The 23,964-nt window shown below is 67.7% G+C and carries 21 protein-coding genes; 12 read left to right on the forward strand and 9 right to left on the reverse strand.

Annotated features, from left to right (window positions below; genetic code table 11):
• Nucleotides 1–26: 26 nt before the first annotated feature.
• Nucleotides 27–5,456: an alpha-2-macroglobulin family protein gene (locus B2585_RS00825; RefSeq protein WP_292019101.1), complete on the forward strand. Its 5,430-nt coding sequence runs from the start codon at nt 27–29 to the stop codon at nt 5,454–5,456.
• Nucleotides 5,453–7,498 (forward strand): penicillin-binding protein 1C, encoded by a 2,046-nt coding sequence (gene pbpC, locus B2585_RS00830; protein WP_292019102.1) that lies wholly within the window; start codon nt 5,453–5,455, stop codon nt 7,496–7,498. The genes B2585_RS00825 and pbpC overlap by 4 nt, the downstream gene beginning before the upstream one ends.
• Nucleotides 7,499–7,514: 16 nt before the next feature.
• Here pbpC and B2585_RS00835 read toward each other — a convergent pair whose 3' ends face one another.
• Complete coding sequence (locus tag B2585_RS00835) at nt 7,515–8,084, reverse strand: DUF4453 domain-containing protein (RefSeq protein WP_292019103.1); 570 nt, start codon at nt 8,082–8,084, stop codon at nt 7,515–7,517.
• A gap of 135 nt (nt 8,085–8,219) precedes the next feature.
• Nucleotides 8,220–8,969: a DUF1013 domain-containing protein gene (locus B2585_RS00840; RefSeq protein WP_292019104.1), complete on the reverse strand. Its 750-nt coding sequence runs from the start codon at nt 8,967–8,969 to the stop codon at nt 8,220–8,222.
• A 124-nt stretch (nt 8,970–9,093) separates the two neighbouring features.
• Between B2585_RS00840 and B2585_RS00845 the strand changes: the two genes are divergently transcribed.
• On the forward strand, nt 9,094–9,726 hold the full coding sequence (locus B2585_RS00845) for a ribonuclease T2 (RefSeq protein ID WP_292019105.1): 633 nt from the start codon (nt 9,094–9,096) through the stop codon (nt 9,724–9,726).
• On the opposite strand, the gene B2585_RS00850 is transcribed toward B2585_RS00845, so the two are convergent.
• Both B2585_RS00850 and B2585_RS00855 read right to left on the reverse strand, forming a co-directional pair.
• Nucleotides 9,723–10,055, reverse strand: a complete 333-nt coding sequence (locus tag B2585_RS00850; protein WP_292019106.1) for an AzlD domain-containing protein — start codon at nt 10,053–10,055, stop codon at nt 9,723–9,725. The genes B2585_RS00845 and B2585_RS00850 overlap by 4 nt on opposite strands.
• Complete coding sequence (locus tag B2585_RS00855) at nt 10,052–10,759, reverse strand: AzlC family ABC transporter permease (RefSeq protein ID WP_292019107.1); 708 nt, start codon at nt 10,757–10,759, stop codon at nt 10,052–10,054. Before B2585_RS00855 ends, B2585_RS00850 begins: the two co-directional genes overlap by 4 nt.
• Before the next feature lie 95 nt (nt 10,760–10,854).
• Here B2585_RS00855 and mobA point away from each other — a divergent pair, with 95 nt between their 5' ends.
• The 3 genes from mobA to serA all read left to right on the forward strand — a co-directional run bounded on the left by mobA (nt 10,855) and on the right by serA (nt 14,453).
• Nucleotides 10,855–11,454 (forward strand): molybdenum cofactor guanylyltransferase MobA, encoded by a 600-nt coding sequence (gene mobA, locus B2585_RS00860; RefSeq protein ID WP_292019108.1) that lies wholly within the window; start codon nt 10,855–10,857, stop codon nt 11,452–11,454.
• A gap of 166 nt (nt 11,455–11,620) precedes the next feature.
• Nucleotides 11,621–12,766, forward strand: coding sequence for a phosphoserine transaminase (locus B2585_RS00865; protein WP_292019109.1), 1,146 nt, complete (start codon nt 11,621–11,623; stop codon nt 12,764–12,766).
• A gap of 94 nt (nt 12,767–12,860) precedes the next feature.
• Nucleotides 12,861–14,453 (forward strand): phosphoglycerate dehydrogenase, encoded by a 1,593-nt coding sequence (gene serA, locus B2585_RS00870; protein WP_292019110.1) that lies wholly within the window; start codon nt 12,861–12,863, stop codon nt 14,451–14,453.
• Between the two features lie 106 nt (nt 14,454–14,559).
• On the opposite strand, the gene B2585_RS00875 is transcribed toward serA, so the two are convergent.
• Complete coding sequence (locus B2585_RS00875; protein WP_292019111.1) at nt 14,560–15,066, reverse strand: DUF1643 domain-containing protein; 507 nt, start codon at nt 15,064–15,066, stop codon at nt 14,560–14,562.
• A gap of 77 nt (nt 15,067–15,143) precedes the next feature.
• On the opposite strand from B2585_RS00875, the gene deoA reads away from it, so the two are divergent.
• A complete protein-coding gene (gene deoA, locus B2585_RS00880) occupies nt 15,144–16,448 on the forward strand; it encodes a thymidine phosphorylase (protein ID WP_292019112.1) in 1,305 nt (434 codons plus the stop codon).
• A gap of 304 nt (nt 16,449–16,752) precedes the next feature.
• Here the strand turns inward: deoA and truB are convergent, their stop codons facing one another.
• Complete coding sequence (gene truB, locus B2585_RS00885; RefSeq protein WP_292019113.1) at nt 16,753–17,658, reverse strand: tRNA pseudouridine(55) synthase TruB; 906 nt, start codon at nt 17,656–17,658, stop codon at nt 16,753–16,755.
• Nucleotides 17,658–18,068: a 30S ribosome-binding factor RbfA gene (gene rbfA, locus B2585_RS00890; RefSeq protein ID WP_292019114.1), complete on the reverse strand. Its 411-nt coding sequence runs from the start codon at nt 18,066–18,068 to the stop codon at nt 17,658–17,660. The genes truB and rbfA overlap by 1 nt, the downstream gene beginning before the upstream one ends.
• 72 nt (nt 18,069–18,140) lie before the next feature.
• On the opposite strand from rbfA, the gene dapB reads away from it, so the two are divergent.
• Both dapB and B2585_RS00900 read left to right on the forward strand, forming a co-directional pair.
• Nucleotides 18,141–18,950 (forward strand): 4-hydroxy-tetrahydrodipicolinate reductase, encoded by an 810-nt coding sequence (gene dapB / locus B2585_RS00895; RefSeq protein WP_292019115.1) that lies wholly within the window; start codon nt 18,141–18,143, stop codon nt 18,948–18,950.
• 192 nt (nt 18,951–19,142) lie between these two features.
• Nucleotides 19,143–19,703: a TetR/AcrR family transcriptional regulator gene (locus B2585_RS00900; RefSeq protein ID WP_292019116.1), complete on the forward strand. Its 561-nt coding sequence runs from the start codon at nt 19,143–19,145 to the stop codon at nt 19,701–19,703.
• Between the two features lie 3 nt (nt 19,704–19,706).
• Here B2585_RS00900 and recO read toward each other — a convergent pair whose 3' ends face one another.
• On the reverse strand, nt 19,707–20,429 hold the full coding sequence (gene recO, locus B2585_RS00905; RefSeq protein WP_292019849.1) for a DNA repair protein RecO: 723 nt from the start codon (nt 20,427–20,429) through the stop codon (nt 19,707–19,709).
• A 74-nt stretch (nt 20,430–20,503) separates the two neighbouring features.
• Here recO and B2585_RS00910 point away from each other — a divergent pair, with 74 nt between their 5' ends.
• Genes B2585_RS00910 through B2585_RS00920 form a run of 3 tightly spaced genes read left to right on the forward strand, consistent with a single transcriptional unit; the run spans nt 20,504 to nt 22,959 of the window.
• Nucleotides 20,504–21,100 (forward strand): Pr6Pr family membrane protein, encoded by a 597-nt coding sequence (locus B2585_RS00910; RefSeq protein ID WP_292019117.1) that lies wholly within the window; start codon nt 20,504–20,506, stop codon nt 21,098–21,100.
• Nucleotides 21,097–21,693, forward strand: coding sequence for a Pr6Pr family membrane protein (locus B2585_RS00915; protein WP_292019118.1), 597 nt, complete (start codon nt 21,097–21,099; stop codon nt 21,691–21,693). The genes B2585_RS00910 and B2585_RS00915 overlap by 4 nt, the downstream gene beginning before the upstream one ends.
• 12 nt (nt 21,694–21,705) lie before the next feature.
• The gene (locus B2585_RS00920; RefSeq protein WP_292019119.1) at nt 21,706–22,959 is read left to right on the forward strand and encodes a DNA polymerase IV; all 1,254 of its coding nucleotides are present in this window, start codon (nt 21,706–21,708) and stop codon (nt 22,957–22,959) included.
• Here the strand turns inward: B2585_RS00920 and B2585_RS00925 are convergent, their stop codons facing one another.
• Entirely contained in the window at nt 22,960–23,820 is an 861-nt protein-coding gene (locus B2585_RS00925) for an N-formylglutamate amidohydrolase (RefSeq protein ID WP_292019120.1), read from the reverse strand. It lies immediately after the preceding gene.
• Between the last annotated feature and the right edge of the window lie 144 nt (nt 23,821–23,964).

The raw sequence follows: 23,964 nt of genomic DNA on the forward strand, positions 1-23,964 counted from the left end.
TGAGCGCGGCACAGGAGGACGCCTTCATGCGGAAGCTTTTCATTTTCATCACGATTTTCTTTTCTCTCACCGTCTCGGCCATCGCGCAGGATCTTGTCCCGGACCGGCGCTTCGTCCTGAGCCGCGACGTGGATTTCTACGGCTCCGACCTTCAATCCATCTTCGACACCAACCTGCGCGCCTGCGAATCCGCCTGTCTGGGCCGTGCCGAATGCAGCGCCTTCACCTTCAACACGCGCAATTCCTCCTGTTTCCTGAAGTCCAGCATCTCGGACCGCGCCGAATACGCCGGGGCGTTCTCGGGCGAGGTCGTGCCCGAGGCGGGCAACGTGCTCGCCAACGCAGCGGAGCGTGAGGCCGAGCTTGGCTTCCTGCGCGACTCCGACATCCAAAACGCCGCCGAGCGCGCGCGCTGGCTGTCCAACGATTTCGTCGCGGGCGGATGGGAGGCGGACGAGCTGATCCGGTTCGCCTTCGACTCCGAGCGCGAGGGGAATTTCGTGCAGGCCATGCGCAACATGGGGGCCGCGACCGTGGTGAGCGGCGCGGGCGGCGACTGGATCGAATACGCCCGCCTTGCCTATGCCGCCGCGAACGTGACCGAGGATTCCGGTGAAAAGCGCAACCTCCTTCAGGCCGCGCTCGACGCCTCCATCGCCGGTTATGCGCGCCTGTCGAACCCGGCGGCGCGCGCCAATGCGCTTATCACGATGGCCAATACGCTCGAAGATCTCGACCGGGGGCGCGACATGATTCCCGCGCTCCGTCTGGCGCAGGAGTTGAGCCCGCGAGACGATACCGTCGCCGCCATCGACCGCGCTGCCGGGCTTTACGGCTTCCGCGTGACCGACACCGAGGTGCAGTCGGACGCGGCCCAGCCCCGCCTCTGCGCGACCTTCTCGGAGCCGCTGGTGCAGACCGGGCGCGACTATGCCGATTTCGTGCAATCCGAGACCACGGGCCTCGCCGTCTCCGTTTCGGGCCGCCAGCTTTGCATCACCGGGGTCGAGCACGGCCAGCGTTACACCATGACCCTGCGCGCGGGTCTGCCCGCCGGGTCGGGCGAAGACCTGCGCAAGCCGGTGCAGGTGACGCATTATGTGCGCGACCGCTCGCCCTCGGTGGTCTTTCCGGGCCGGGCCTATGTCCTGCCGCGCACCGAGGATGCCGGGCTGCCGGTGGTCGCGGTCAATGCCGACACGCTCGACCTAAAGCTGATGAAGGTCTCGGACCGCAACCTCGTGCGCACGATGCAGGAGAACATCCTTGGCAATTCTGTCGACCCGTGGATGGCCCAGTACCTCGAAGGCGAGATGGCGACGGTCGTGTGGGAGGGCGAGGCGGTCGTGTCGTCCGAACTCAACACCGACGTCACCACCCGGCTGCCGATTGGCGAGGCGATCGCCGATATGGCACCGGGCGTCTATGCGCTTCAGGCCGCCGTGGCCGGGGAAGACCCTTATGACGTGCCGCCCGCGACCCAGTGGTTCGTGATCTCGGACATCGGGCTGACCTCCATGCAGGGCACCGATGGCGTCCACGTCTTCGCCCGCTCGCTGGCCAGTGCCGACCCGATGGAGGGCACGACGCTCCAACTCGTGTCCAATGCGAACGAGGTGCTGGGGGAGGCGACGACGGATGCCGCGGGCTATGCCATGTTCCCCGCCGCGATGGCTTTGGGCCAGGGTGCCGCCGCGCCCGCGCTGATCGTGGCCGAGGACGGGGGCAATGACCTTGTTTACCTGTCCCTGCGCGGGCCGGAGTTCGACCTGTCCGACCGAGGGGTCGAGGGTAATCCCGCGGCCCCGCCCATCGACGTGTTCCTGACCACCGATCGCGGGGCCTACCGCGCCGGTGAGACGATCCACGCGACTGCCTTGGCCCGCGATGCACAGGCGGACGCGATCCCCGGCCTGCCGATCACCGCGATCCTGACGCGCCCCGACGGGGTGGAGTATTCCCGGCAAGTCTCCGACGGCGCCGGCGCAGGCGGGCACGTTTTCGACATGCCCGTCTCGGGTGCTGCCCCGCGCGGCACATGGCGGCTGGACCTTCACGCCGACCCGAAGGAACCCGCGCTCGCCTCGACCACCCTGCTTGTCGAAGACTTCCTGCCTGAGCGGATCGACTTCGACCTGACCATGCCGGACGGCCCGATTTCGGCCAGCGCGACGCCCACGCTCGGGATCGACGCGCGCTATCTCTTCGGTGCGCCGGGCGCGGACCTTGCATACGAGGGCAGCATCCGGCTTTCGGCCACCGACAGCCTCGACGCCTATCCCGGCTACCGCTTCGGGATGTGGGAGGACGAGTTGTTCCCGCGCTACGGATCGGTGCCCGAGGGGCGCACGGACGAAGCCGGGCGGGCCAGCGCCATGCTCTCATTCCCCGAAATCGACGCGCCGGGGCGGCCCCTGTCGGCCAATGTGACGGTCAGGGTGAAAGAGGGGTCCGGGCGGCCCGTGGAGCGCGACGTGACCGTGCCCGTGGTCCCGGCCACCGACCTTATCGGGATCAAGCCCGGTTTCGACGGCGAGGTGCCGGAGGGTTCGACGGCCTCCTTCCAACTCATCGGCCTTGGCCCCGACCTTGAAGCCGAGGCGATGGAGGTGACATGGACCGTGAACCGCGTGCGCACGCGGTATCAATGGTATTCCTCGGACGGCTACTGGGACTGGGAGCCGGTGACGACCCGCGAACGGGTCGCGACGGGCAGTGCCACGCTCGGCGGTGATCCCGTCGACGTATCGGCGCAGGTGGAATGGGGCCGCTACGAGATCGTGGTGAGCCGGACCGAGGGCGAATACCTCGCCTCATCCATGAGCTTCTATGCCGGCTGGTATGTCCCGGCGGACGTGTCGGAAACGCCCGACATGCTTGAGATGTCGCTGGACGCCGAAAGCTACGCCCCCGGTGACACGGCCACCCTGCGCATCCTGCCGCGCGAGCCGGGCAAGGCGCTCGTCACCGTCATGTCAAATCGGCTGATCGACATGGTCGCGGTGGACGTGGACGGCGAGACGACCGTCGAGCTTCCCGTGACCGAGGAATGGGGCGCGGGCGCTTACGTCACCGCCTCGCTTATCCGGCCGCTGGACGAGGCCGAAGGGCGCAATCCGACCCGCGCGATGGGGCTTGCCCATGCGGGCGTCGATCCGGGCGAGCACCGGCTGTCGGTCGGCCTCGACGCGCCCGAGAGCGCACAGCCGCGCGGTCCGATGGAGGTCGCCGTGACGGTGGACGGGATCGCTGACGGCGACACCGGCTGGGTCACGCTGGCCGCCGTGGATCAGGGCATCCTGAACCTCACCGGGTTCGACGACCCGGACCCGTCCGACCACTATTTCGGACAACGCAGGCTCGGCATGGGCATCCGTGACCTCTATGGCAATCTCATCGACGGAATGACCGGCCAGATGGGCGAGATCCGCTCCGGCGGCGACGCGGGCGCGCAGATGCGGATGCAGGCCCCGCCCCCGACCGAAGAGCTTATGGCGCAGTTCGTGGGCCCCATCGAAGTCGTAAATGGCCGCGCGACGGCGACCATCGACCTGCCGGAATTCAACGGCTCCGTCCGGCTGATGGCCGTGGCGTGGTCCGAGACCGGCGTGGGCGAAGCGGGGGGCGATGTGCTCGTCCGTGACCCCGTGGTGATGACCGCCTCGGTCCCGCGCTTCATGGCGCCGGGGGACGAAGCGCGCATGCTTCTGGAACTCACCCATGCCGACGGGCCGACCGGCGACGTGACGGTGACGGCCACCAGCGCGGGGCTTCAGATCGGCGGCGGTGTGCTGGCCGATGACATCGCGTTGGGCGAGGGAGAGACGGCGCGTGTGTCCGTCCCCATCGCGGCCGAGACGGAGGGTGTCCACGAGATCGCCCTCGTCCTGCGCACCCCGTCGGGCGAGCGGCTGACCAAAACGCTCACGATCCCGGTCGAAAGCCTCGACCCCGAGGTCGTGCGCCAGAACCGCTTCTCACTCGCCGCCGGTGACACCTTCACCTTCACGCAGGACGTGTTCGACGGGCTGACGCTGGCCTCGGCCCGCGCGACGCTCGCCGCCGGTCCGCTCGCCCGGATCGACGCGCCTGCGCTTCTCGACCGGCTGGACCGCTATCCCTATGGCTGCACCGAGCAACAGACCTCCCGCGCGCTGCCCCTCCTTTACATGGGCGGCGTGGCCGAGGCGCTGGGGCTGGAGGATCGCGACGACCTGCCGGAGCGCGTGAACACCGCGATCGAGGCGGTGCTGTCAAACCAGTCGTCCTCGGGCAGCTTCGGGCTCTGGCGTCCTGACAGCGGCGACCTGTGGCTCGACAGCTTCGTCTCCGACTTCCTGTCGCGGGCGCGCGCGCAGGGCTACGCGGTGCCGGACACGGCGTTCCGCGCGGCGATGGACAACCTGCGCAACCGGGTCAACTACTACCCGGATTTCGAGGACGGGGGCCGCGACCTTGCCTATGCGCTCTACGTTCTGGCGCGGGAGGGCGCGGCGGCGATGGGCGATCTGCGCTACTTCGCCGACGTGAAGGCCGCCGATTTCGACGGGCCGCTGGCCGCCGCCCAACTGGGCGCCGCGCTCGCCGCTTACGGCGACCCGACGCGGGCCGACCGCCTGTTCACGCTGGCCTCCGAGCGCATCGCAGCACAGGAGCCGGAGGGGCAGGTCTGGCGCGCCGACTACGGCACCAACCTGCGCGACAGCGCCGCCGTCCTGACCCTCGCCATCGAAGCGGGGAGCGAGGCGGTGGACCGGGACGCGCTGGTCAACCGGATCGCACAGGGCGACCGCTACTGGTCCACGCAGGAGGCGACATGGTCCCTGCTGGCCGCCAACGCGCTCCTCTCCGACACGGCGAGCGCCGGGCTTGTGTTGAACGGCGAACCGATGACCGGGCCGATGGTCGAGGTGATGAACGCGGTGTCCCTGTCGGACCCCTGGACCATCGAGAACACGGGCGATGCGGCCATCGACATCACGCTCTCGGCCTTCGGCGTGCCGACACAGCCGGAACCGCCGACCTCGAACGGCTACACCATCGGGCGGCAGTATTACTCGATGGAGGGTGAGCCGGTGGACGTCGACCGCGTGGCACAGGGCGAGCGGCTGGTCACGGTGGTGACGGTCACACCGCAGGGCACGTCGGACGGGCGGCTCATGGTCTCCGATCCCCTGCCCGCAGGCTTCGAAATCGACAACCCGAACCTGATCCGGGGCGGCGACATCCGCGCGCTCGACTGGCTGCAACTCACCGCCAACACCGAGACGACCGAGTTCCGGCAGGACCGCTTCCTCGCCGCGCTCGACTGGCGCTCGGACGACGCCATCCGGCTGGCCTATATCGTGCGGGCGGTGACACCGGGGACGTTCCACCACCCGGCGGTGTCGGTCGAGGATATGTATCGCCCCGACTACCGCGCGACGGGCGCGACGGGGACGGTGGTGATCGAGTGAGGCTCCTTCCCGGCCTTCTCCTCGTCGCGGCGCTCTGGGCTGCTGCGGCGGGGCGCGATGCGCTGGACGATTGGGTCGCGACGACCGAGGTGCCGCCGCTCGACGTCGCGGTGTCGGACGAGGTGCTGGACCGCGAGGGCCGCCTCCTGCGCGCCTATACGGTGGCGGACGGGCGCTGGCGGCTGGGGCTGAATGGTGCGCCGGTCGATCCGCTGTTTCTCGACATGCTCGTGGCCTATGAGGACAAGCGGTTTTACCGCCATAAGGGCATCGACGGGTTTGCCGTGACCCGCGCGCTCGGGCAGGCGGTGATGAACGGCGGGATCGTCTCGGGCGCATCCACGCTGACCATGCAGACCGCGCGGCTGCTGGAGGACGGGCCGACCGGCACGGTGGCCGGCAAGGTTCGACAGATCAGGCTCGCCCTCGCGCTGGAGCGGCGTCTGTCCAAGGACGAGATCCTCGCGCTCTACCTCGACCGCGCGCCTTATGGCGGGAATACCGAGGGCATCCGCGCCGCGACCCGCGCGTGGTTCGGCAAGGAGCCGCGGCGGCTTACACCTGCCGAGGCCGCGCTGCTCGTGGCCCTGCCGCAATCGCCCGAGACACGGCGGCCCGACCGGCACCCGGAGGCCGCGCTTGCGGCGCGCGACCGCGTGATTGACCGGATGGAACAAGCGGGCGTCCTGACCACCGGCCTTGCCGACACCGCGCGGCGCGACCCGGTCCCACGCGCCCGACGCGCCATGCCCGCGCTCGCCCCGCACATGGCCGACCGTGTGCGCCGCGAGGGGCGGGGTCCGGACGGACGGTTCGCCACGACGCTCGACGGCGGGCTTCAGGCCCGTCTGGAAACGCTCGCCGCGCGGGCGGTGGCCGATCACGGCGCGGGGCGGCTCTCCATCGCGATGGTGGTGGCCGATCATGCGAGCGGCGACATCCTCGCCAGCGTCGGGTCCGCAGGCTATGCGCCCACGGACCGGCAGGGGTTCGTGGACATGACCACCGCCCACCGCTCACCGGGGTCCACGCTGAAGCCGCTGGTCTACGCGATGGCCTTCGATGACGGGCTCGCCCACCCCGAGACACTGATCGACGACACGCCCATCGCCTTCGGTACCTACGCGCCCGAGAATTTCGATGGGGCCTATCGCGGCCCTGTCACGGTGGCCGAGGCGCTGCGCCTGTCGCTGAACGTGCCGGTCGTGGCGCTGGCGTCCGAGATCGGGCCCGCGCGCATCTTCGCCGCGCTCGAAGCGGCGGGGACCGACCCGAAACTGCCCGGCGGTGTGCCGGGGCTTGCCATCACGCTTGGCGGGCTGGGCGTGACGCCCGAGGGGCTGACCGCGCTCTATGCGGGTCTGGCCTCCGGCGGGCGGGCCGTGCAGCTCGCCCACCGCCCGGAGGCGGCCCGTGGTGCGCCGGATCGGCTCGTCTCGCCCGAGGCCGCATGGCAGGTGGGGCATATCCTGTCCTCCATGCCGCCGCCGCCCAACGCACCGCGCGCCCGGCTGGCCTACAAGACAGGCACCTCCTATGGCCACCGCGACACATGGGCCGTGGGCTATGACGGGCGCTATGTGGTGACGGTCTGGATGGGCCGCCCAGATGGGACGCCGGTGCCGGGGGCCTTCGGCGCCGACATGGCCGCGCCGATCCTGTTCGAAGCATTCTCACGCGTGACCCCCGAGATCGAACTGCTCGGCCCGCCGCCGCCCGGCACGCTGATGTTGTCGCACGGGGCGCTGCCGCTCCCGCTGCGGGAATTCAAGCCGCGCGGTGCTGTCTTCGCCGCGCCCAAGGGCCAGCCGGAGCTCGCCTTTCCGCCGGATGGCGCGACGGTGGAAACCGGGGGGATGCCGCTTGCCGTGAAGATCCGTGACGGGCGCCCGCCGTTCACGGTGCTGGCCAACGGGGCTCCGGTGCAGGTGGCGAGCCATGCGCGCGAGACGATGCTGGACCTGCCGGGCCCCGGCCACGTCACGCTCTCGGTGATCGACGCGGACGGTCGGGCGGCGCGTGCGCGGGTGGAATTGCGCTAGCGGCGTCCGGAGCGGTTCATCCGGCCTGCGAGGTGCATTGATCCTCGAAGATCGGCGTGATGCTCCACCCCATTCCGACCAGCTCGCTGTCGCGGTAGAGCGTCAGGAACTGCCAGCCGTCCAGCACCGACTCGTAGTCGTATTCCCAGACCACGTTCACCCCGGCCTCGCCCCGTCCGACCAGTGCCGCGTCTTCGCGCGGGGCGGCGAGAAGCGGGATCGGCCCCCCGGTCCAGCCAATGCAGCCAGAGGCGGTGTCGGTCGGCACCGGCAGCACCTCCAGCCGGTCGAGAAGCGCGCGGTGCGGCACGTCGAGCCGGGTCGCGCCCGTATCCACGGCACAGGCCATCCAGCCTTCCTGCTCACGGATCATTTCGACCGTCGCGGCGTCTCCGGGCGACAGCGAGACGTCCTTGCCGGTGCAGCCGGTGTTGTCGAACACCGCCTGACCGAGTGTCGAGCCAAAGCAGTAGCCCGCGCGGTCGAAGATCAGGTTGCGGATATACCAGGCCTCGTCACAGACGTCATAGGCAGCGGCGGGGGTCGCCGTGAACGAAAGCAGGGTAAGCGCGATGAGCCTGTGCATGAAATCCTCCGATATTCTCCTAAGCGTAGGATATCGCTCGCGTTCAGGCCAGCTACATGAGGGACGTGACGCAGCGGCAAAGAAAAACCCCGGCGCAGGGGCCGGGGTTCATCAGGTTCAACGCGAGGGCGACGATCAGCGGTCGTCGTCGTCATCCTCGTCATCGTTGTCGGGGAGGTTGAAGAAGCTCTCGGCATCCACCGGCTCTTCCTTCTTGTCCTCTTCATCATCACCGGAGAGCGTGAACGTCTCCAGCCCTTCGATGGCGGTCGGCATCTTGGGCTCGGCGTCCATGCCAAGGCTCTGCTCGGTCGAGAGAAGCTTGCGCCGGTCCTCGTCCGACATCGCGTCGCCTTCCTTGGCCTTCTTGGATGCGGCCTTCTGCACGGCGGCGTCCAGCTCGGTCTGTTTGCACAGACCCAGCGCGACCGGGTCGATCGGCTCCATCTGCTGGATGTTCCAGTGCGTACGCTCGCGGATCGACTGGATCGTCGGTTTGGTGGTGCCCACCAGCTTGGCGATCTGCGCGTCGGTCAGCTCCGGGTGGAACTTCACCAGCCAGAGGATCGAGTTCGGACGGTCCTGACGCTTGGACAGCGGGGTGTAGCGCGGGCCACGGCGCTTTTCCTCGCCTACGGCGGCGGCGTTGTACTTGAGCTTGAGCTTGTGGGTCGGCGACTTTTCCGCCGCGTCGATCTCATCCTGCGTGAGCTGGTTGTTGGTGATCGGGTCAAAGCCCTTCACGCCCTGCGCCACGTCGCCGTCGGCGATGCCCTGCACTTCAAGCTCGTGCAGCCCGCAGAAATCCGCGATCTGCCTGAAGCTGATCGTCGTATTGTCCACCAGCCACACGGCGGTGGCTTTCGCCATGATCGGTTTGTCCATATCGGCACTCCTTTAGATACGCCGGTGCCAGTCCCCGGAAAGGGGCGCCTGTCGCAGGCTGGGCTACCGTTGTCGGGAAACTTGGCGCCTATATAGTGCGGGCAAACGTCTGAGGAAAGAGTGAATGCACCTCCTGTTGCCGATCCTGCTCGTGGCCCTGTCGGCCCTTCCCGCCCGCGCCGATGGCGAACGGGCCGGGGACTTCGACTACTACGTCCTCGCCCTGTCGTGGTCGCCCAACTGGTGCAAGCTTGAGGGCGATGCACGCGAGGCGGAGCAATGCACGCGGGATCTCGGCTGGGTGGTCCACGGGCTCTGGCCGCAATACGAACAGGGCTGGCCCGCCTACTGCCCCACGACGACCCGTGCGCCCTCGCGCCAGATGACCGCCGCGCAGGCCGACATCTTCGGTGCCGGCGGGGCCGCATGGTATCAATGGAAGAAACACGGGGTCTGTTCGGGGATGGAGGCCGGGGCGTATTACGACCTCGCCCGCAGGGCCTTCGATTCGGTCGAGAAACCCGAGGTGCTGCGCAAGATCGACCGGACCTTCGCCGTGCCCGCCAGCCTGATCGAAGAGGCGTTCCTTCAGGCCAACCCGGCGCTGGAGCCGGACATGGTCACGATCACCTGCCGCGACGGACATATTCAGGAGGCGCGGATCTGCCTTACCCAAGACCTCACGCCGCGCGCCTGCGCCCCGGACACCCGGCGCGACTGTTCGATGCAGAAGGCCCTGCTGGAGCCCGTGCGCTAACCCACCAGCCAGAGCATGAGGTAGAGCGTCGCAGCCCCGCTCGCGATGGCGGCGAGCACGTTCTTCGTGAACCCGCCGACCGCGAGCGTCACCGCCGCGGCCACGAGCCGCGAGGGGTCGGGCTGACCGTCCGTCGCGGCGGGCCAGAGCACCAGCGGCGCGACGAGGCCGGGGATGACCGCGACCGGCGTATAGCGCAGCGCGCGCAGCACCCATTCGGGCATGTCCCGGTCCCCGATCAGGCCGAGGAACGAAAACCGGATCAGGAACGTGCCGAGGCCGAGGAGTGCGATTACCAGCCAGATCTGCGAGTCGGGAAATCCGGTCATGCCGCCGCCCTCCGTGCCTGTGCCACTTCAATAAACGACCCGACCGCCATCGCGCAGACCGCCGCGACCAGAAGCCCGGTCCCGTAGGGCATCCACGCCAGTGCAAGCGCCACAACCACCGACGTCAGCGCCGCGCCGAGATGCGCCAGCGTTTTGACCATCGGCGCGATCATGGCGAGGAACGTGATCGGCATCGCGAAATCGAGCGCGAAGCTCTCCGGGATGCGCCCGCCGACGACGGCGCCGATCCATGTCGCCCCGTACCAGAGCGGCGCGATCGGCGCGACGACACCGAAGAAATAGGCGAACTTCTCAGCAAGCGTGGCCTTCGGCCGGGCCTCGAATTCCGCCGTGGCGAGAACCGCGCTCTGATCGACAAGGAAATAGGCCGCCACGGCCCGCTTCCACAACGGCGCGGCACCCAGATGGGGCGCCATCGTCGCGGAATACATCGCCATGCGCAGGTTCACGGCAAGCGCCGTCGCCAGCACGATGAAGACAGGTGCGCTGTCCCCCATCTGCTGAATCGCGGCGAATTGCGAGGCGCCCGCGATCACGAGCACAGTCATCACCATGACCTGCGCAAGGTCGAGCCCCGCCTCGGTCGCGACCACGCCGAACAGCATACCGAACGGGACGATAACGAAGACAAAGGGCAACCCGTCGCGGAAGCCTTTGCCGAATGACAGCTTGTCGTTGCTCATGAAACGGTCCCTTTCGCCGGTACTGGCTATTCCCGGCGCCGGGGTGATGCAACCCGGACCTTGCGCATGACCCGGGGCAGGCGCAGTCTCGGCGCATGGAAGACGGGACATTCTCGCCGCCCGCCGTGATCCTCGCGGGCGGGCGCGCCACGCGTATGGGTGGCCAGGACAAGGCGCTGATCGCCCTGGCCGGTCGCCCGATGGTCGATCATGTCATCGACCGCCTGTTGCCGCAGGTCGGCCCCATCGCGATCAATTCCAACGGCGACCCGGCGCGGTTCGGACGCAAGAGGCCCGTGATCGCGGACGGGATCGAGGATCATCCCGGCCCGCTCGCCGGCATCCTCGCCGCGATGGACTGGGCGCAGGCGCTGAAATCCGAATGGGTGCTGACGGTCGCGACCGACACACCCTTTCTCCCGGCCGGGCTGGTCGCGCGGCTGGCGCAGGCGCAGGTGGTGAGCCGGGCCCCGATCGTGCTGGCCGAAACCCCGGACGGGCTCCAGCCCGTGACGGGGCTGTGGCATGTGCCGCTGTCCGACTCGCTGCGCGGCTCCATCGAGGCGGGAACGCGCAAGGTCATGGATTTTGCCGAGGCGAAGGGCGCGGTGAGCGCGGTTTTCGCGACCGAGGACTTCTTCAACGTGAACACGCCCGCGGACCTCGCGGTGGCCGAGTCCCGCCTCCAGCGCTGACGCGCGGGCGGTCTCGGGGTTTCCGATCCGCTCCACACCGTGTCGGAACGCCGCACGAATAGGTCGGTTTCACGCGATTTTCCCACTTGTGCGCATCATGGCCCGGCCGTATCTGCGTCGACGGGACACCCCTCCCCAACGAGGGGCATATATCTGGAAGGATACCATGACCGACACGAGTCAACCGGCGACGCGGCCGGCCAATCCGCGCTTTTCGTCTGGCCCCTGCGCCAAGATTCCGACTTTCACCCTCGACAAGCTGAATGACGCCGCCCTTGGCCGCTCGCACCGTGCTGCCGTCGGCAAGGCCAAGCTCAAGGACGCGATCGAAACGACGCGTGAGGTGCTGGGCATCCCCGCCGACTACAAGATCGGCATCGTGCCCGCCTCCGACACTGGCGCTGTCGAGATGGCCATGTGGTCCATGCTGGGCGCGCGTGGCGTGACGATGATGGCCTGGGAAAGCTTCGGCGCTGGCTGGGTCTCCGACGTCGCCAAGCAGCTCAAGCTCGACGCGACGATCATGGAGGCCGACTACGGCCAGCTTCCCGATCTGTCGGCGGTCGATTTCGCGACCGACGTGGTCTTCACCTGGAACGGCACGACCTCGGGCGTGCGGGTGCCGAACGGCGACTGGATCCCCGCCGACCGTGAAGGCGTGACCATCTGCGACGCGACCTCGGCCGCCTTCGCGATGGACCTGCCGTGGGACAAGCTCGATGTGACGACCTTCTCGTGGCAGAAGGTGCTGGGCGGCGAAGCGGCCCACGGCATGATCGTGCTGTCCCCGCGCGCGGTGGAACGGCTGGAAAGCTACACCCCGCCCTGGCCGCTGCCGAAAATCTTCCGCATGACCAAGGGCGGCAAGCTGATCGACGGCATCTTTGAGGGGGCGACGATCAACACGCCCTCGATGCTGGCGGTCGAGGATTACCTCGTCGCGCTCGACTGGGCGAAATCCGTGGGCGGGCTCAAGGGCCTGATCGCGCGGGCCGACGCCAACGCCAAGGCGATCTGGGACTTCTGCGACACCCATGACTGGATCGAGAACCTTGCCGAGGATGCGGCGCACCGCTCCAACACCTCCGTCTGCCTGAAGTTCACGGACGACCGGATCAAGGACGGTGGGGCGTTTGCGAAAGCGGTGGCCAAGCGGCTCGAGGCCGAAGGCGTCGCGCTCGACGTCGGCGCCTATCGCGACGCGCCCGCAGGTCTGCGCATCTGGTGCGGCGGGACGGTCGAAACCTCGGACATCGAAGCGCTCCTGCCGTGGCTCGACTGGGCATTCAACGCCGAGATCGCAGCGCAGTAAGACATTCCGCTCGTCGGGGGCCGTCGGCCCTCCTCGCGAGGAGAGGGCATCGCCCTCGACGAGCACCCCCCATTTACATCAAAGGACCAAACACATGGCCCCCAAAGTTCTCGTCTCCGACAAGCTCTCGGAAACCGCCGTCCAGATCTTCCGTGATCGCGGCATCGACGTCGATTTCGAACCGACCCTCGGCAAGGACAAGGAAAAGCTCCTCGAGGTGATCGGCCAGTACGATGGCCTCGCCATCCGCTCGGCCACCAAAGTGACCGCCGAGGTTCTGGAGAAAGCCACCAACCTCAAGGTCATCGGCCGCGCCGGGATCGGGGTGGATAACGTCGACATTCCGGCCGCCTCGCAAAAAGGCGCAATCGTGATGAACACGCCCTTCGGCAACTCCATCACCACCGCCGAACACGCCATCGCCATGATGATGGCCGTGGCCCGCCAGATCCCCGAAGCCGACGCCTCTACCCAGGCCGGCAAGTGGGAGAAGTCCCGGTTCATGGGGGTCGAGCTGACCGCCAAGACGCTTGGCGTCATCGGCTGCGGCAACATCGGCTCTATCGCCGCCGAGCGCGCGCGCGGGCTGAAGATGAAGGTCATCGCTTTCGACCCGTTCCTGAGCCAGGAACGCGCCGACAAGCTGGGCGTCGAGAAGGTCGAGCTGGACGAGCTCCTCACCCGCTCCGACTTCATCACGCTGCACGTCCCGCTCACCGACAAGACGCGCGGCATCCTGAACGCCGAAAGCCTCGCCAAGACCAAGAAGGGCGTGCGGATCATCAACTGCGCCCGTGGCGGCCTGGTGGATGAAGCCGCGCTCGCCGAGGCGCTCAAGTCGGGCCATGTCGCCGGTGCCGCCTTCGACGTGTTCGAGGTCGAGCCCGCGACCGACAGCCCGCTCTTCGGCCTGCCCAACGTGGTCTGCACCCCGCACCTCGGCGCCTCCACGACCGAGGCGCAGGAGAACGTGGCGCTGCAAGTCGCCGAACAGATCTCGGACTACCTGCTGACCGGCGCCGTGACCAACGCGCTCAACATGCCGTCGGTGACGGCCGAGGAAGCCAAGGTCATGGGCCCGTGGATCAAGCTGGCCGAGCATCTGGGCGCCTTCATCGGCCAGATGACCGAGGAGCCGATCAAGGAAATCAACGTCACGCTCGATGGCGTGGCGTCGAAGATGAACGTGAAAGCGCTCGACTGTGCCGTTCTGGCGGGTCTGCTCAAGCCGCAGAACGCGGAGATCAACATGGTTTCCGCGCCGATCGTGGCCAAGGATCGCGGCATCAAGTCCTCGACCACCACGCAGGACAAATCGGGCGTCTTCGACGGCTACATCAAGATCGTGGTAAAGACCGCCAACCGCGAACGCTCCATCGCGGGCACGGTGTTCTCGGACGGCAAGCCGCGCTTTATCCAGATCAAGGGTATCACCATCGACGCCGAGATCGGGGCGCACATGCTGTACACCACCAACCGCGACGAGCCGGGCATCATCGGCGCGCTCGGGGCGACGCTGGGGCAGATGGGCGTGAACATCGCCAACTTCACGCTCGGGCGGCAGACGCAGGGCGGCGACGCCATCGCGCTCCTCTACGTCGATGCGGAAGTGCCGGCGGATGTGCGCAAGGCGCTCAAGGACACCGGCATGTTCCAGAACGTGAGCGCGCTGCAATTCGCGATCTGAGGGTTCGAACCGGCTGACGCCGGTCCGACCCGGGCGGGGGCTCTGCCCCCGCACCCCCGAGGTATTTCCGGACCAGAGAAGAGGCTGCCGTTTCGGTGGCCTTTTCTTATGTCCAGAGCTCGGGCTGCTGGGTGTAGGCGATGTAGAGCGGGTGTTTCGGGTGCCCGGCCTTTGACAGCCCGAGGTGATAGAGCGGCTTGCCCGTCGCGCGCAGGAGCGCCTCGACCGCCGCGCCGCGCGCGCGGTGTTCGCCGTGGGTGCCCCAGGCGCAGATCACCTGATCCGCCCACTCGACGCTTTCGCGGATCGCCGCATCGTTTTCCGGCCCCACCGGATCGTCGGCGCGGCGCATCGCGCGCGGATCGGTATCGCGCCAGGCGAAGATGTTGAGCACACGGAAGGCGCCAAAGCCCAGCGTACGGGCACGCCGTTCGCAGCGCTCAACCGTCGGGTCGTTCTGCACTTCGGTCGCCGTGGACGGGTTCAGCATGATGAACAGAGCGCGCCTGCCCGCCGGGTCCCATGTGCGCGTCAGCATGTAGCGGTAGCGTTCGCAATCGGAATAGACGGCGGTGGAGGGCGCGTCGGCCTTGGTATGCTCGCGGGTGATCATGGGGCGGGTTTTGTCCTGCCCGTCCCGGCTTGGCAAGTCGCGCTTGCGAAATTTGACCGATGGGTCAAGGTGGCCGCATGTTGATATCCGAGATCATCCGAAAGAAGCGCGACGGCGGCACGCTGAACGAAGACGAGATCGCCACGCTGGTCGCCGGGATCGCCGACGGGGCCGCGGCGGACGAACAGGTGGGTGCCTTCGGGATGGCCGTGTTCTTTCAGGGCATGACGGCCGAGGAGGCGGCGGCCCTGACGCTTGCCATGCGCGATTCCGGCGACGTGCTGACCTGGGACCTGCCGGGCCCCGTGGTGGACAAGCATTCGACCGGCGGCGTGGGCGACAACGTCTCGCTCATGCTCGCCCCGATCGTGGCGGCATGCGGCGGGTTCGTTCCGATGATCTCGGGCCGGGGGCTGGGTCACACGGGCGGGACGCTCGACAAGATGGAGAGCATTCCGGGCTATTCCGCCACGCCGGACAACGCGACGTTCGAGCGGGTCGTACGCGAGGTGGGCTGCGCCATCATCGGCCAGACCGGCACCATCGCCCCCGCCGACAAACGGTTCTACGGCATCCGGGACGTGACCGCGACGGTGGAGTCGATCCCGCTCATCACCGCTTCGATCCTGTCCAAGAAACTGTCGGCCGGGCTCGACGCACTGGTGATGGACGTGAAGACCGGCAACGGGGCCTTCATGCCGACATACGATCAATCGGAGGCGCTGGCGCGCAGCATCGCGCAGGTGTCCACGGCGGCGGGCGTGCCCTGTCACGCGCTGCTCACGGGGATGAACCAGCCGCTCGCCTCCGCCGCCGGAAACGCGGTCGAGGTGGTGAACGCGGTCGAGTTCCTGACGGATGTGCGCCGCGACGTGCGGCTGGAGTTCGTGACCCTGTCGCTGGCGGGTGAGATGCTCTCGCTGGCCGGAGTGACCGAGGACCGCGAAACCGGGTTTTCGGTCGCCCGCGCGGCACTTGAGGACGGGCGCGCGGCTGAGGTGTTCGGGCGCATGGTCGCCGGGCTGGGCGGCCCCACGGACTTCGTCGAGCGTTACGCCGATCACCTGCCCGTTGCACCGCTGTCGCGCGACGTGATGGCCCCGGTCGAAGGCAACATCTGTGAGATCGACACGAGGGGCATCGGGCTCGCCGTGGTGGAACTGGGCGGCGGGCGGCGGGTGTCGAGCGATACGGTCGACCCGGCGGTCGGGTTGACCGGACTGCTGGACCTTGGCGAGGCGGTGTCAGTCGGCACGCCGCTCTGCACCGTCTACGCGCGCACCGAGGCACAGCTCGACGCGGCGGAGGCGCAGATCCGCGCGGCCTATCGCGTGGGCGAGGCGCCGGAGCTGACGGACCCGATTCTGGCGATCATCGACTAGGCATGTCGCCCGGGCATGCGCCCGGCCGATCCGCGCGGGGGCTCTGCCCCCGCACCCCCGAAGTATTTGACGAACGAAGAAGACCCAAGTGGGCCTGATCTCACGTTTACCGAATATTAAGGTTAACGCGCCAAGGTGACGAGGCGCTACAGGCTGAAGAGCCGATGGGCGTGAACGGAGAAGCCCCGGCCTCGTGCCGGGGTGGACCCGCCTCTTCTTCGTTCCGCAAATACTTCGGGGGGAGCGGCGCTTCAGCGCCGTGGGGGGGCAGAGCCCCCCTCTTGCCGCGCCACGGGCACGAACGTCAGAGGTTGAAGACCCGGCTCGGATGCAGCTCGCCCGCCTTGTAGACTCCGACCGCCACCGGCTCACCATCGAGCGAGGCCCAGGCCTCGTCGCCGTATTCGACGTCGGAGGCGATCACCATGCCGGGGTTGCCGTGGCGCAGGCGCGTCGCGCCCTCGTGGGTGCATTTCAGTTCCGGCAGGCTCGTCAGCCCCTCGGACAGCGGCATCAGGAGCGCGTCGATCTCATCGGTTTTTGCCAGTTCCTCCACCCGCTCAAGGCTCACGCCTTCCTCGGCGAGGAAGGGGCCGGACCAGATGCGGCGCAGGGTCTCGACATGGCCGTGGCAGCCAAGCGCTTCGCCCAGATCACGGGCGATGGCGCGGACGTAGCCGCCCTTGCCGCAGGTCATTTCCAGCACGGCGTGGTCGGCATCCGGACGCTCGACCAGCGACAGCGCCTCAACGAACAGCGGGCGCGCGGCGATCTCGATGTCCTCACCGTCGCGGGCGCGCTTGTAGGCGCGTTCGCCGTCGATCTTCACGGCCGAGAACTTGGGCGGCACCTGCATGATGTCGCCGGTCAGCGGCGCGAGGGCCGCCGTGATCTCGTCATCCGAGGGGCGGGCGTCGCTCTCGGCGATCACCTCGCCCTCGGCGTCGTCGGTGTTGGTCGCCTGCCCGAACCGCACGGTGAAGCGATAGGCCTTCATCGCGTCGGTGACATAGGGCACGGTCTTGGTCGCTTCGCCCAGCGCGATGGCGAGAACGCCGGTCGCGTCGGGGTCGAGCGTGCCGGCATGGCCCGCCTTCTTGGCGTCGAACGCCCAGCGCACCTTGTTCACGACAGCGTTCGAGGTCAGCCCCGCAGGCTTGTCCACGACGAGCCAGCCGTGGACGTCCCGCCCCTTCTTGCGCCGCGCCATCAGTCTTCCTCGTCGCCTGACTGGATGTCGCGCTGCACGTTCTCGTCCGCGAACAGGCGCCGCGTCTCTTCCATCCGGTCGAACGTCTCGTCCAGCACGAAGCGCAGGTCCGGGGTGAACTTGATCGTCAGCGCCTTGCCGACGATGCGCTTCAGCTCGCCCTTGTTGCGGGCAAGCGCCTTGATCGCCTCGTCCTGGTTCTTGCCGCCCAGCGGCATGACATAGGCGGTCGCGATCCGCAGGTCGGGCGACACGCGCACCTCGCCCACGGTAACCGACATGCGGTTGAGGTCCGGGTCATGGATCTCACCACGCATCAGGGCATCGGACAGGGTGCGGCGGATAAGCTCGCCCACGCGGAGTTGGCGCTGGGACGGGCCCTTGCCTTCGTTGAATCGGTCTTTGGACATGGGCGCGATGTAGTGCCGATTGCGCGAGCGCGCAACAGGGACTAGGGATTGGGCCGAACGACGGAGGGTCACATGAGCGAAACGCCGGGTATCGTGGTGAACGGAGCATCGGGCCGGATGGGCCAGATGCTGGTCAAACTGGTGAGCGACAATCCGGCCTGCCGGCTGGTCGGCGCGCTGGAGCGTGAGGGCCACGACTGGGTCGGGCAGGACATCGGGACCGCGATGGGCGGGGCCGCGCTCGGCGTGGCCGTGACGGACGATCCGCTTGAGGCGATGTCGCGCGCGCAGGCGGTGATCGACTTCACCGCCCCCGCCGCGACCGTGCCACTGGCCGAGATCGCGGCGCAGGCGCGCGCGGTCCATGTGATCGGAACGACAGGGCTGGACGAGGACGACCTCGCCAAGCTGGACGCCGCCGCGCGCCACGCCATCGTCATCCGGGCGGGCAACATGAGCTTCGGCGTCAACCTGTTGACCAAGCTGACCGAGACGGTGGCCCGCGCGCTGGACGTCGATTTCGACATCGAGGTGGTCGAGGCCCATCACAAGCACAAGGTGGACGCGCCCTCCGGCACGGCTCTGATGCTGGGCGAGGCGGCCGCCGAGGGGCGCGGTGTGCGCCTGTCGGACGTCTCCGACCGGGGCCGCGACGGGATCACCGGAGAACGGGAAGAGGGGCACATCGGTTTCTCCGCCATTCGTGGCGGCGACATCGTGGGCGAGCATGACGTGATCTTCGCCGGAGCGGGCGAGCGGATCATCCTGCGCCATGTGGCGACCGACCGGGCAATCTTCGCGCGCGGCGCGCTCAAGGCCGCGCTCTGGGGCATCGGGCGCAAGCCGGGGGCCTATGACATGATGGACGTGCTGGGCCTCTGAGGCGGACCATACGCCGGGCGCCGAAAATTCCGGCAGATCGTGCTGCAAAGCAGCAATTCCGCCGGAGGTCTTATTCCAAAGGCTGAAATTGCCTTGCACTTTGCCGCCGATGCAGGGGGCGGGGCGCAATCTCCTTGAAAATGCTGCACCTGCGAAGTAGGGTGATGGTGTTCTTCCAGAGGTATTTTCATCATGTCGACCACCAAGCCACGCCTGTCCGCCAAAGACTGGATCTCAGCCGGATTCCGCGCCCTCGTGACCAAGGGTCCGGAGGCGCTCAAGGCCGAACCGCTGGCGCGTGACCTCGGGACGACCAAGGGTAGTTTCTACTGGCACTTCAAGGACGTGCCGGACTTCAAGACCAAGATGCTCCACCATTGGCAGGGCAGCGTGATCGGCGCCCTCAGCGCCGCCGTGGATGCAGGCGGCACCGCGTCGCAGCGGCTTTACCGGATCAACGAGATGGCCGCGCATGAGGGCGGAAACCTTGGCGGGGCCGGGCTTGAGCCTGCGATTCGCGCCTGGGCGCAGTCGGATGCCGAAGTGGCGGATGCGGTCGAAGAGATCGACGGCAAGCGGCTTGCCTATCTGTCGGCCACGCTCAAACAGCTTGGCCTGACCAACCCGGAGTTCGCGCGCATCATCTACGGCGCCTATATCGGCATGGGCACGCTGTCGGCCACCGATGGACAGGACAATACCGATGCGCTCTCGACCCTGACCGCCGCGATGCTGGCGCTTCAGGACGCCTGACCCCTACCGCCGCGACAGCCGGTCCACCAGCCGCGCCCGCGCCTCGGGCAAGGGTTTGTCCCCCTGGGCATGGGCAAGGCTATGGGTCAGGAAATACCCCGTCGTGCGCAGCCCGTCGGCAATCCCCGCCAGATCCCCGGTGACGACGCCCAGAAGCTCCTGCGGCAGCGGGAGGAGCTTGTCGGCCCACTCTCCCGCCCCCTCCGCGCTCACCGCCCGCCCGGATCGGGGCGAGACATAAGAGAGATCGTCGGGCGCGCCCGTGACGGCACAGGCCGTGAGGTCGAGGCCATAGCCAAGCTCCTCCAACACCGCGAGTTCCCATTGCAGGTAGGCCACCGGCCAGGCGGGCGTTTCCGACAGCAGGTCGAGCATGGCGACGCTGCGGGCGTAAAGCTGCGGATGCGCCTCGCGCTCGGGCAGGGCGAAGGACAGAAGCGCGGTGATCGCGTTCAACGCGGCCAGCGCATCGCGATCGCCCATGATCCCCGCCGCCCGCGCCCGGACCGGCTCCACGGTGAAGGACCCGATATGCTCCTCCAGCCGCGCGCGCCACATGAGGTCGAGCTGTGAGCCGGGTTGCAGGATCGGGGCGATCTTGCGCGACACGCCCCCGCGCACCACGCCCGCGTGGCGGCCATGTTCGGCCGTGAACACCTCGATGATCACCGAGGTCTCGCCATGCTTGCGCACGCTCAACAGCGCGCCCTGATCCCGCCACTCCATGCGGGCCATTCTGCCCGGCAGATGACGCCGCGCAAGGGCTTGCTTTAAGGGCAGGATTCGGCCCTGATGGCGCAATGACCGGAGCCGCCCGCCTTGCTGCGACCCTGATCGCCCTTGCCACCTTCGCGGCGCTCGCGATGCAGGTGGTCGTCACCTACCGGCTGACCGGCGGGGCGCTGTCCACGGTCTGGGTGATCCTCGGCTATTTCACGGTGCTCACGAACCTCCTCGTCTTCGCGACATTCGCGCGTATGGCGCTTGCGGGCCGGATGCTGTCGGCAAGCTGGCTTGGCGGTCTCACGCTCTGGATCGCCATCGTGGGGGTCGTCTACCACACGCTTCTCGCGAATATCTGGGAGCCTCAGGGGCTCGCCCTCTGGGCCGATCAGGGGCTGCACACGCTGACGCCGCTTCTCACGCTGGCCTTCTGGGTTGCTTTCGCGCCGAAGGCCGCGCTGACGTGGATGGACGCGGTGCGCTGGCTGTCATGGCCGCTGATCTACACGATCTACGCCCTGATCCGGGGCATGTTCACGGGGCGCTACCCGTATCCCTTCATCGACCTCACCGTGCTTTCGCCCGGACAGGTCGCAGTCAACTCGGTCGGGTTGAGCGTCGCCTTTCTCATTGGCGGGCTCGTCCTGATCGCCATTTCACGCTTGGTGCCATGACCCAATCCTCCCGGCTGATCGCCACCCTCCTCGCACTCTTGGCCTGGGCCGGGCTCGCCGCCCAGTTCGCCCTGTCGATCGAGACGAACGAAACCGTCTGGCGCACGATCTGGGTGCTGGCGCGGTATTTCACCATCCTGACGAATGCCCTCGTCGCCGTGACCTTCACGATCATGGCGGTACGCGGACGGCGCGCGCCGGCCCAGTGGACGGCGGCGCTTACCTTGTGGATCCTGATCGTCGGTGTCGTCTATCACACGCTGCTGGCCGATTATGACAAGTCGGGGCTGGATTTCTTCGCCGATCACGCCACCCATACGGTCGTGCCGCTGCTCACCGCCGTCTGGTGGGTGGCCTTCGCGCGGCATGTCGCGTTTCGCTGGCGGCTGGCGGCGTATTGGCTGGCCTATCCGCTCCTGTATCTCGCCTATGCCTTGGCGCGCGGGGCGGCGGACGGGATCTATCCGTATTTCTTCGTGGACGTGTCCCGCTTCCCCGTCTCGACGGTGCTGGGCTACTGCGTCGGGCTGTGCGTGGCGTTCTGGCTTGCGGGACTTTTGATGATTGCCATCGCAAGGGCCCGCGCGCGGTAGTATATTGGGGCCATGCCCGCCCTGTGCCGAGATTGCCTGACCACCTTCGATGACGGTGCCCGCTGCCCCGCCTGCCGGTCGCCGCGCGTGGTCTCGCACCCCGAGCTTTTCTCGCTCTCCATCGCGCACATGGACTGCGATGCGTTCTATGCGAGCGTGGAAAAGCGCGACGATCCGAGCCTCGCGGGCAAGCCGGTCATCATCGGCGGCGGCAAGCGTGGCGTCGTGTCCACCGCCTGCTATGTCGCGCGCATCCGGGGGGTGCGCTCCGCGATGCCGATGTTCAAGGCGCTGGAGTTGTGCCCAAACGCCGTGGTCATCAAGCCACGCGGGAGCCATTACGCCGCCGTGTCCAAACAGATCCGCGCGATGATGGACGAACTCACGCCCTCCATCGAACCGCTGTCGCTGGACGAGGCGTTTCTGGACATGACCGGGACGGAACGACTCCACGGCCACCCGCCCGCCGTTATGCTGGCCCGGCTGCTCAAGCGGATGGAGGACGAATTGGGCCTCTCAGGCTCCATCGGCCTCAGCCACAACAAGTTTCTGGCCAAGGTCGCCTCGGACCTCGACAAGCCGCGCGGGTTCTCCGTGATCGGCAAGGGCGAGACGATGGACTTCCTCGCCGGCAAGCCGGTGCGCATGATCTGGGGTGTGGGAGCCGCTGCGCAATCGTCGCTGGAGCGGGCGGGCATCCGCACCTTTACCGACCTCCTGCGCTGGGACAAGCAGGCGCTGGTGGAGCGGTTCGGCGGCATGGGCGAGCGCCTCTGGCACCTCGCGCGGGGCGAGGATTTCCGCCGAATCTCGGCCAACGCGCCGGTCAAGTCGATCTCGAACGAAACCACGTTTTTCGAGGATACCTCAGACCCCGACCTGCTCGACGGTCATCTCTGGCGGCTGTCCGAAAAGGTCGCCGACCGCGCCAAGGCCAAGGGCCGTGCGGGCCGCGTCGTGACGCTCAAGCTCAAGCGGGCGGACTTCAAGCTCATCACCAAGCGGGTGAGCCTCTATGATACGACGCAAAGCGCCGACCGCATCTATCGCACGGCGCGCGGGCTGTTCGACACGGTCGCCAACAAGGGGCCGTTCCGGCTGATCGGCGTCGGGATCAGCGAGATTTCCGGGGCGGACGGGGCCGATACGGCGGGCGATCTGCTCGACCCGCAGGCGGCGCAACGGCGCGCGGCGGAAAAGGCGACGGATGCGATCCGGGCGAAATTCGGTGAGGGCGCGATCCTGAAGGGGCGCGCGATCCGCTGATTACTCGGCGGCGAGCGGCAGGTCCTGCGGACGCCCCACTTCGGCCACCCGCGCGATGACCCGGTCAATCGCCGCCTGCATCGAGGCGAAATTGCCATTCGGCACCAGCTTGGACTCGTTCATGTACAGCGAGCGGTCGATCTCGACCTGGATCGCGTGCTGTCCGCGTGAGGGGCGACCGTAGTGCTGCGTGGTAAAAGCCCCGGCGAACGGCGTGTTGCGCCCGACCCGGAACCCCTCGTCGCGGAAGGCCAGTTCGATCTCGTCCACGATCTCGCCCGCCGCCGACGCGCCGAACCGGTCGCCCAGCACGATCTCGGGCTTCTCGCGCCGCCCCCGGCACAGGCTGTCGATCGCCTCGTGCGGCATGGAATGGCAGTCGATGAGGATCGCCTGACCGAACAGCCGATGCGACTCGTTCACCAATGTCTTGAGCCGCCCGTGATAAGGGTGCCAGTGCGAGCGCAGCCGCGCCTCGGCCTCGGCCAGCGGGATCTTGCCGCGGTAAATCGGGCGCCCCCCGGCCACAACCCGGGGAATCACCCCAAGGCCGGAGGTCACGCGCGGGTTGTGCAGCGCCTTCTCGACGCCCCGGATCAGCGCGGGGTCCAGTTCCTCGGTCCCCCGGTTCACGTCCACGAACGCGCGCGGCACGGTCAGCGCCAGAAGCGGCGCGCCATGCGACGGGGCCGAGGCGAAAAGCTCGTCCACAAAGGCATCTTCAGAGGATCGGATGGTGCGCGAATCAAGCACGCTGCGGCGCAGGAAACCCCAGCCGTAGTCGCGCCCGGAATGGGGCGAGGCAAAGATCACCGAGGTTGACCGAAGGCTCGGGTATTCGACGCGATGCGAGGGACTCATTTTCTCTCCTGAGACTCCAGCATAGCCTGATAAACACCAAGGCCAAAAGCCCCTTGCATGGTCCTTCGACTCCTTTTATAGACCTGCGGACCGGCGCGGGGTTTCCCGCGTCTGTTTGTTTGGGTTTACCCCCGGACGAGAAAT

Source organism: Maritimibacter sp. UBA3975 (genome assembly GCF_002384975.1).
Taxonomy (GTDB): Bacteria; Pseudomonadota; Alphaproteobacteria; order Rhodobacterales; family Rhodobacteraceae; genus Maritimibacter.

Bases quoted from the DNA above. Each gene is read 5' to 3' on its own strand.
- B2585_RS00900 (WP_292019116.1), top strand. From the start codon at position 19,143: ATGTCGACCACCAAGCCACGCCTGTCCGCCAAAGACTGGATCTCAGCC.
- rbfA (WP_292019114.1), bottom strand. From the start codon at position 18,068: ATGTCCAAAGACCGATTCAACGAAGGCAAGGGCCCGTCCCAGCGCCAA.
- recO (WP_292019849.1), bottom strand. From the start codon at position 20,429: ATGGAGTGGCGGGATCAGGGCGCGCTGTTGAGCGTGCGCAAGCATGGC.
- dapB (WP_292019115.1), top strand. From the start codon at position 18,141: ATGAGCGAAACGCCGGGTATCGTGGTGAACGGAGCATCGGGCCGGATG.
- B2585_RS00920 (WP_292019119.1), top strand. From the start codon at position 21,706: ATGCCCGCCCTGTGCCGAGATTGCCTGACCACCTTCGATGACGGTGCC.
- B2585_RS00855 (WP_292019107.1), bottom strand. From the start codon at position 10,759: ATGAGCAACGACAAGCTGTCATTCGGCAAAGGCTTCCGCGACGGGTTG.
- B2585_RS00910 (WP_292019117.1), top strand. From the start codon at position 20,504: ATGACCGGAGCCGCCCGCCTTGCTGCGACCCTGATCGCCCTTGCCACC.
- B2585_RS00925 (WP_292019120.1), bottom strand. From the start codon at position 23,820: ATGAGTCCCTCGCATCGCGTCGAATACCCGAGCCTTCGGTCAACCTCG.
- B2585_RS00850 (WP_292019106.1), bottom strand. From the start codon at position 10,055: ATGACCGGATTTCCCGACTCGCAGATCTGGCTGGTAATCGCACTCCTC.
- B2585_RS00835 (WP_292019103.1), bottom strand. From the start codon at position 8,084: ATGCACAGGCTCATCGCGCTTACCCTGCTTTCGTTCACGGCGACCCCC.
- truB (WP_292019113.1), bottom strand. From the start codon at position 17,658: ATGGCGCGGCGCAAGAAGGGGCGGGACGTCCACGGCTGGCTCGTCGTG.
- serA (WP_292019110.1), top strand. From the start codon at position 12,861: ATGGCCCCCAAAGTTCTCGTCTCCGACAAGCTCTCGGAAACCGCCGTC.
- mobA (WP_292019108.1), top strand. From the start codon at position 10,855: ATGGAAGACGGGACATTCTCGCCGCCCGCCGTGATCCTCGCGGGCGGG.
- B2585_RS00915 (WP_292019118.1), top strand. From the start codon at position 21,097: ATGACCCAATCCTCCCGGCTGATCGCCACCCTCCTCGCACTCTTGGCC.
- B2585_RS00840 (WP_292019104.1), bottom strand. From the start codon at position 8,969: ATGGACAAACCGATCATGGCGAAAGCCACCGCCGTGTGGCTGGTGGAC.
- B2585_RS00875 (WP_292019111.1), bottom strand. From the start codon at position 15,066: ATGATCACCCGCGAGCATACCAAGGCCGACGCGCCCTCCACCGCCGTC.
- B2585_RS00865 (WP_292019109.1), top strand. From the start codon at position 11,621: ATGACCGACACGAGTCAACCGGCGACGCGGCCGGCCAATCCGCGCTTT.
- B2585_RS00825 (WP_292019101.1), top strand. From the start codon at position 27: ATGCGGAAGCTTTTCATTTTCATCACGATTTTCTTTTCTCTCACCGTC.
- deoA (WP_292019112.1), top strand. From the start codon at position 15,144: ATGTTGATATCCGAGATCATCCGAAAGAAGCGCGACGGCGGCACGCTG.
- B2585_RS00845 (WP_292019105.1), top strand. From the start codon at position 9,094: ATGCACCTCCTGTTGCCGATCCTGCTCGTGGCCCTGTCGGCCCTTCCC.